Raw genomic sequence first — 4,523 nt, forward strand, 5'->3', positions numbered from 1 at the left:
AACCGACCGCAGCGAGTACGACCCGCTGTTCAGCCCGAACGCGCAGGATGGCTGGACGCTGGGCCAGCGCTGGCGCCTGTCTGACCAGGTCAACGTGTTCAATGAGAGTCAGTTCCTGAAGTCCGGCCAGGAATCCGGCCTGGCGAATACCTTCGGCATGGATTTCTATCCGGCGGTGGGCTGGAACGCGGGCTTCACCCTCAGCGATGGCAAGCTGGATGCGAGCAGTGGCCAGGTCGACCGCAAGGCCGTCAGCCTGTCCGGTGGCCGTACGTCGCCGGGTACCGAGTGGCAGAGCAAGGTGGAGTGGCGTCGTGACACCGGTGCGGAGCGGCGCACGCAGTGGGTCAGCACCAACCGTCTCAGCCATCGACTCAACGACAGCTGGCGGATTGCCGCGCGGTTCAACTACGCCGACACCGACGATGCGATCAACCCGGTGGCCGGTGCACGCTTCATCGAAGGCAATCTCGGCTTCGCCTACCGCCCCTGGGACAATGATCGCTGGGCGCTGTTCGGTCGCTACAGTTATCTGTACGACCTGTCGACGATGGGCCAGGTCAATGGCGTGGACTATGACCAGCGGACCCAGGTGCTGTCGCTGGAAGGCGTGTACCGCATCGACCAGCGCTGGGAAGTAGCGGCCAAGCTGGCCCGCCGCGAAGGCGAGGTGCGCTATGGCCGCGGCACCGGTCCGTGGTTCGATTCAGCAACGAACTTCGGTGCCGCGCAGCTGCGCTATGACCTGTACTACCAATGGCATGGCCTGCTGGAGTACCGCCTGCTGGACGTACGCGATGGCGGTCGCCGGCAGGGTTGGTTGGCCGGCGTGGACCGCGATGTCGGCCGCAACTTCCGGGTCGGTGTGGGCTACAACTTCACCGACTTCAGTGACGACCTGACGAAGTTCGACTACACGCACCGCGGCTGGTACCTCAACCTGGTGGGTCGCTATTGATAACAGAGCAATGCCAGACCACGCCTGGCAAGCCCTCGGCGGACACTACCAGTAGTGCCAGGCCATGCCTGGCAGGGCAGCAACGCCTCACTCCTGCTTGAGCAACTCCACCAACTGCCGCAACCGGTAAGGCTTGGGCAGGAATTCCACCTGCTCGGGCAGCGGCGGCAACTGCGAGCGCGCATAGCCGGAAGACAGAATCATCCGCGCCTGCGGCTGGTCCCGCGCCACATGCTCGCTCAGCTCGATGCCGGACATGCCGTTGGGCATGCTGATGTCACTGAACACCACATCGAAACGCGCGCCACCCTGCAGCAGGGCGACTGCTTCCTGCGCATCCGCCGTGGTCGCCACGTCGATGCCGAAGTCCCGCAGGGCCAGCCCGATCATCTCGCGCAGATCGGTCTGGTCCTCCACCATCAATACGCGGATCGGATCATCGGTCATGTGCGGGGTCCTCGGTAGCAGGGAGCAGCAGGCTGACCGTGGTGCCGACACCGAGCGTGGTGGACACATCAACGAAACCGCCACTCTGGGTGGTGAATCCGAACACCTGGCTCAGGCCCAGACCGCTGCCCTTGCCGATGTCCTTGGTGGTGAAGAAGGGTTCTGTCGCGCGCTCGGCGATGTCCGGGGCCATGCCATGGCCCTCATCGCAGACGCTCAACGTCACATAGGTCCGTTGCCGGGATGTGTCGGCATCGGGGTCCATGCGGTGTTCCAGCGCGGTGGCGATCAATACCCGACCACCCCCCACCGTGGCGTCCGCAGCGTTGCCGACCAGGTTGGTGAGCGCTGTCTGCAGCTGCACGGTGTCGCTGAGTATCGCAGGCAGGCCGGCAGCCAGCGCGGTTTCCAGGGTGACGCCGGCAGGGCAGGTGGCCTGCAGGGCGGGCAACCAGTCGCTGATCCGCGCATTGATGTCCAGCGTTTCACGGATCAGGGTCTGCCCGGTGCTGAAGGCCAGCAGCTGCCGGGTCAGCAGCGCACCACGATCGCTGGCCGCCTGCGCGGTGGTCAGCAGGGCGTTGGCGCGTTCATCATCCCCCATGCGAGCGGACAGCAGGTCCAGCGCATTGACGATGGTGGTCAGCAGGTTGTTGAACTCATGGGCCAGGCCGCGGCTGAGCTGGCCGACCGTCTCGAACTGCTGGGTCTGGCGCAGCGCCCGCTGGGCGTCGCGCAGGAGCCGTTGCGCCTGCCACTGTTCAGTGATGTCGCGGGTGATCTTGACGAAGCCCACCAGTTCACCGTTCTCGAGCACCGACTCGATGAGCACGCTGGCACGGAACGGAGACCCGTCACGGCGCACCCGCCAACCTTCGGCGGCGTGGTGCCCGCTTTCCGCTGCCAGTCGCAGCAGGTGCTGCGGCTCGCCGGCATCGCGGTCGGCCTGCAGGTAGAAGCGTCCGAAGTGGGTGCCGATGACTTCTTCCGACCGGTAGCCCTTGATGCGTTCGGCGCCGGGGTTCCAGCTGCAGACGATGCCATCGGGGTCGAGCAGGTACAGCGCATGGTCGCGCACGCTGTCGATCAGCAATCGCAGCTGTCGGGAAGGGTCCGTCAACACGGACGGCGTCGAAGCGGCAGCGACCACGATGAAATGCGTATTACCTGTGTGAGGCACGAGAACGTAGGCAGTGGAGTGTGAAGAAGATGTGCACGCAACGCCCGTGCCATAGGTCGTATGCGGCTGAATGCGACACGGAGTAACATCAGCCCCCTTTTCCAATGTGGAACCGACCTGCATGCGTCCTGGTGCGACTACGCGTGACCGCTGGATCTGGATGACGTCGGCGGTGCTGGTGGCGGCTACGGCCGCGCTGGAACTGGTGGTGCCGCTGGGCTATGCCGTGTGGCTGGCCTATTTCATGGCCATCGGCGTCACGGTGTTCCAGCGCAGCGCCCGGGTGCCGTTCGTGGTGGCCGTCAGCGCCTGCGTGCTGCTGGCGGTGGGCTACAACGTGGCGCCGGCCAGCACCAATTCATCCTTCTCGTTCGTCAACCGGAGCATCGGTGGCGCCGCCTTCCTGATGATTGCGCTGATCGCATCGCGTGCGATCCAGGCGCGGCGCGAGGCCATGCGCGCGCTGTGGCTGCAGGAGGCGGAAAATGCAGTGTCGCTGGGCCTGCGCGGCGAGCTGGCGCCGGAACAGATCGCCGAAGCGGCGGTGACGGCACTGGCAACCCACCTGCGTGCGGACGTCGGAGCGCTTTATCGGCTTGAGGGCGGCCGCCTGCAGCTGACCGGTGGACTGGCATTGCCGGCTGGCATCCCGGCGACGTTGGGCCTGCAGGAAGGGGTGGCAGGGCAGGTCGCCCGCGACCAGCTGGCGCGACACCTGCAGGGTGGCGACGCGACCACGCTGGAGCTGCAGACGAGCCTGGGACGTGTGCCTGTGCGCGAGCGCATCCTCGCCCCGGTCAGCAGTGACGGCGCCGTGGTCGGTGTGATCGAGCTCGGTCGCTCGGTTGTAGGTGATCAGCGAGCACTGGATGACGAACTGCTGGAGCGCTGCGCCGAAACGATCGGCATGGCACTGCGTACCTCGATGCTGCGCGGGCAGCTGATGGTGCTGCTGGAGGAGTCGCAGCGCCAGGGCGAAGAGCTGCAGGCACAGCAGGAAGAGCTGCGCGTGGCCAACGAAGAGCTGGAAGAGCAGAGCCGCAGCCTGATGCAGTCGCAGAGCCATCTGGAACAGCAGCAGGCCGAGCTTGAGCAGAGCAATGTGCAGCTGGAAGAGCGCACCCATGAGCTGGAGGCACAGAAGCAGGCGCTGCTGGTCGCGCAGGGCCAGCTGGTGCGCAACAGCAACGAACTGGCCGCCACCTCGCGCTACAAGTCCGAATTCCTGGCCAACATGTCGCACGAACTGCGCACGCCGCTGAACAGTTCGCTGATCCTGGCCAAGCTGCTGGCCGACAACAAGGACGGCGCGCTCAGCGACGAGCAGGTCAAGTACGCCCGCGCCATCCTGTCCTCCAACAACGACCTGCTGGCGCTGATCAACGACATCCTTGATCTGTCGCGCATCGAAGCAGGGCACGTCGAACTGGCCGATGAAGTGGTGGTGGTCGACAGCGTGCTGCAGCGGCTGCGAGAGACCTTCGAGCCGATGGCCCGGCAGAAGGGCCTGGTACTGCAGATCGAGGCCGATGGCCTGGCCCCCAGCCAACTGGTGGCCGACAACCAGCGCCTGCAGCAGATCCTGAAGAATCTGCTGGCCAATGCGGTCAAGTTCACCGAGCACGGCAAGGTCAGCCTGCACGTTCGCAGCGGCGGCAATGGCCGGATCCGATTCGAGGTCTCCGACAGCGGTATCGGCATCGCACGCGACCAGCTGCAGCTGATCTTCGAAGCCTTCCGCCAGGCTGATGGCAGCACCCGCCGCCGTTACGGCGGCACCGGCCTGGGCCTGTCGATCTCGCGTGACCTTGCGGTGCGCATGGGCGGTGACATCCAGGTGGACAGCGAGCCGGGCCGCGGCAGCTGCTTCATTCTCGAACTGCCTCTGCAGGGCGCGCCGATGGCCGAGGCCGCTGCAGATGCCGCAGTGGCCGTGCC

Annotated in this window: 3 protein-coding genes and 1 pseudogene; 2 read left to right on the plus strand and 2 right to left on the minus strand. The window is 65.7% G+C overall.

The genetic code is table 11. The features are described from left to right. Nucleotides 1-958, plus strand: a pseudogene (locus DBR20_RS23095) (hypothetical protein); the annotation flags it as partial. An 87-nt stretch (nucleotides 959-1,045) separates the two neighbouring features. On the opposite strand, the gene DBR20_RS12190 reads toward DBR20_RS23095, so the two are convergent. Beyond that, complete coding sequence (locus DBR20_RS12190) at nucleotides 1,046-1,405, minus strand: response regulator (RefSeq protein ID WP_089240789.1); 360 nt, start codon at nucleotides 1,403-1,405, stop codon at nucleotides 1,046-1,048. Then, nucleotides 1,395-2,528 carry a PAS domain-containing sensor histidine kinase gene (locus DBR20_RS12195; RefSeq protein ID WP_108266372.1) on the minus strand — a complete coding sequence of 378 codons (1,134 nt, stop codon included), beginning with the start codon at nucleotides 2,526-2,528 and terminating at the stop codon, nucleotides 1,395-1,397. Before DBR20_RS12195 ends, DBR20_RS12190 begins: the two co-directional genes overlap by 11 nt. Before the next feature lie 178 nt (nucleotides 2,529-2,706). Here DBR20_RS12195 and DBR20_RS23100 point away from each other — a divergent pair. Next, a partial coding sequence (locus tag DBR20_RS23100; protein WP_258223330.1) for an ATP-binding protein occupies nucleotides 2,707-4,523 on the plus strand: 1,817 nt, incomplete at its 3' end.

The sequence above is a fragment of the Stenotrophomonas sp. HMWF023 genome (genome assembly GCF_003060985.1).
In the GTDB taxonomy this organism is placed as follows: domain Bacteria; phylum Pseudomonadota; class Gammaproteobacteria; order Xanthomonadales; family Xanthomonadaceae; genus Stenotrophomonas; species Stenotrophomonas lactitubi.